Origin of the sequence: Acinetobacter rongchengensis (assembly GCF_003611475.1) — a bacterium.
GTDB classification, from domain to species: domain Bacteria; phylum Pseudomonadota; class Gammaproteobacteria; order Pseudomonadales; family Moraxellaceae; genus Acinetobacter; species Acinetobacter rongchengensis.
In genome coordinates, this window is record NZ_RAXT01000138.1 from 1 (window position 1) to 1,672 (window position 1,672).

Here is a 1,672-nt window from a genome sequence, read left to right on the forward strand (position 1 = left end):
GTTCCTGCTCTATCACTCACTCGTACTAAAATTACATCGCTCTTTTTACTGATACTAAACAATTTATGTCCACGCCACGTTCTGCGGCTTCGAGGGCTAGTTTTTGTTGAACCACTGAGAACAAGGACAACAAACTGCCTACTATATTTTCCCGGAGAGTGGTGTAGGAACTTTTTCATTATTGCTAATCATATCAGCGACAACATCAGCAACGAGCTCCTCTATTCCTGAGAATGCTTTAGACTGATCCGCATCAAGCCAAGACAATGATGGAAACTCAGCACACAACCCAACATACTCATTATATTCTGCTGACCATGTAACACGGCAAGTATATTGTTTACTATCCATTTGAAACCCCATAATGTTTTAAGTCTATGTATAAAAGTACGATTTTCACTTAGCAGTACTTAAATAATCACCCCACCACTGCATCATTTCAGTCCGCTGGGCTAAATAGTCAGCGTGATTATAGCTGGCACGGGTACGGTTCTTATCAATATGTGAAAGTTGTGCCTCAATCCAGTTATCCTGGAACAAACCTGAGTCATTCAAAATGGTACTAAAAGTGGAACGTAGTCCATGAGAGGATAATTGATGTTTTCCATAGCCCATCTTACGTATAGCCATATTTAATGTATTAAAATGAATCGGTTGATTATGTTTCCGTGGGCTAGCAAAAATGTACTTTTCACCGTATGACCATTGCATGACGTCTTTTAAAATATCTAAAGCCTGATCTGAAAGTGGAACTAAGAAGTCGGGAATCTCATGGCCTAATATGACTTTTCGTCGAAACTGTTTAATATGCAAGGCAGGTATTTTCCAGATTTTTTCATTTAAATCAAAATGATGAGGCTCAGCCAATAACAATTCAGCCCCTCGCACGCCAGTATGTAATTTGAACAGCAGTGCTTTTTTAATAATCGGATGGGCATCCAATTTTAATAAATTTTTCTTAAAATCTGATATATCCTCCGCTTTCAAATACGGATAATTCTTCTTGATTTTACTGTTAATGGCGATTTTATTTAAACCATGCGCGATGTTGAATTCACAATAACCCATCGCTACAGCGTAGTCATAAATTTGGTTCAAATAACTACAAGCTTTCTTGACAGGTTCTTTTACTTGGCGTCCCTCTATTTTTTTGATTACTGAAACCAGGTCATAACGCTTGATGTTTTGAAAAGGTAAATCCTGAAGGTCTGGATAAATATCTTGCTGTAAACATCTTTCTGCTAACTGTAGTACACCGCAGCGGGGTGAATCATTAAATGCATTTTTCAGTTTGAACTGCAGCCACTCCTCCCCTACCTTACGAAAGGTGATGACATTAGAGACAGTATCATGCTCAAAACAATAATTATTGTCTTTAAAGTCATCTTTGACTTGTCGTGCCTTTTTCAGCGATAAATCAGGATAAAGCCCCAACTGAATGCGGCGACGTTTTTTTGTTTGTGGATCTGTATAGCGATAGCACCAAGATTTTCTTCCAGTCGGCTCAATCTTCAGGCTAAGTCCATCTTCATCGGATAAAAAACAAGTTTTTTCCTTGCAATGAGCTTGGCGAACTTTAATTTCAGTAAGACTCATGAAATTTAAATGAAACCTATCAGCGGATTGACGAGATCCATTATATCAAAATAGAAGAAAATATATATGATGCGTA

2 protein-coding genes are annotated in these 1,672 nt (G+C 37.9%); both read right to left on the reverse strand.

Translation table 11 applies throughout. The features are described 5' to 3' along the window. Window positions 1–141: 141 nt before the first annotated feature. Window positions 142–363 carry a hypothetical protein gene (locus D7V20_RS19065; RefSeq protein ID WP_001986288.1) on the reverse strand — a complete coding sequence of 74 codons (222 nt, stop codon included), beginning with the start codon at window positions 361–363 and terminating at the stop codon, window positions 142–144. Between the two features lie 33 nt (window positions 364–396). Next, window positions 397–1,596 carry a tyrosine-type recombinase/integrase gene (locus tag D7V20_RS19070; protein WP_000059658.1) on the reverse strand — a complete coding sequence of 400 codons (1,200 nt, stop codon included), beginning with the start codon at window positions 1,594–1,596 and terminating at the stop codon, window positions 397–399. Between the last annotated feature and the right edge of the window lie 76 nt (window positions 1,597–1,672).